Annotated in this window: 1 protein-coding gene; it reads left to right on the top strand. The window is 65.4% G+C overall.

The genetic code is table 11. The features are described from left to right. On the top strand, positions 1 to 1136 hold a 1136-nt coding region (locus IE244_RS41530; RefSeq protein ID WP_191878764.1), incomplete at both ends, for an amino acid adenylation domain-containing protein.

Below are 1136 nucleotides of genomic sequence, written 5' to 3'. Positions count from 1 at the left end.
CTGGTCGGTGTCTCGCTGGAGCGTGACCTTGAGCTGATCCCGACGATTCTCGGTGTGCTCAAGTCGGGTGCCGCGTATCTGCCGCTCGACCCGGTGAACCCGGACGAGCGACTGGCGCACATCGCCGCCGACGCGGGCGCTCTGGCCGTGATCACACAGACGAGCCTCGCCGACCGTGTGGGCAGCTTCTTCGACGGCGGCCTCGTGGTCATCGACGGTGAGCGGGATGCCGCGGCGATCGCGGCCCGGCCGGCCACGGAACCGGTTGTGCCGGGTGGTTCGGACCATCTCATCTATGTGATCTACACGTCGGGTTCGACGGGTAAGCCGAAGGGCGTGAGTTTGACGCACGCCAATGTGCTGCGGCTCTTCGCGAGTGCGCGGGAGCGTTATGGCTTTGGTGAGCGTGATGTGTGGCCGTTGTTCCACTCGTATGCGTTCGACGTGTCGGTGTGGGAGATGTGGGGTGCGTTGCTGCATGGTGGGCGGCTTGTGGTGGTGCCCGCGGCGGTGACGCGTTCGCCGGAGGAGTTCCTGGATGTGTTGGTGGCGTCGGGGGCGACGGTGTTGTGTCAGACGCCGTCGGCGTTCCGTTCGCTGTCGGCTCTGGCGGGTGCGGGTGATGCGCGGGTCGGGGAGTTGGTTCTGCGTGCGGTGATCTTCGCGGGTGAGCGGCTTGAGTTGAGTGAGTTGCGGCCGTGGACGGATGTGATGGGGTTTGAGCGTCCGGCGTTGGTGAACATGTACGGGATCACCGAGACGACGGTGCACTCGACGTTCTACCGGGTGACTGAGGCGGATCTTGCGCGGTCGGATCGTAATCCGGTGGGTGTGCCGTTGGCGGACACGGGGATTCATCTGCTGGATGCGCAGGGCCGGTTGGTGCCGGTGGGTGTGCCGGGTGAGATTTATGTGGGTGGTCCTGCTGTTGCGCGGGGGTATCTGGAGCGTCCTTCGCTGACGGCGGAGCGGTTTGTGCCGGATCCGTTCGGTGCGGCGGGTGCGCGGATGTATCGCAGTGGTGATCAGGCGCGGCGTCTGGCGGATGGTTCGCTGGACTTTTTGGGTCGTATCGACAAGCAGGTCAAGGTCCGTGGTTACCGGATCGAGCTCGGCGAGATCGAGGCCGCCCTGCG

This window comes from Streptomyces filipinensis (assembly GCF_014649495.1).
Taxonomy (GTDB): Bacteria; Actinomycetota; Actinomycetes; order Streptomycetales; family Streptomycetaceae; genus Streptomyces; species Streptomyces filipinensis.
Note: the sequence above shows the minus strand (reverse complement) of the source record. Positions and strands in the feature narration are given on the sequence as shown.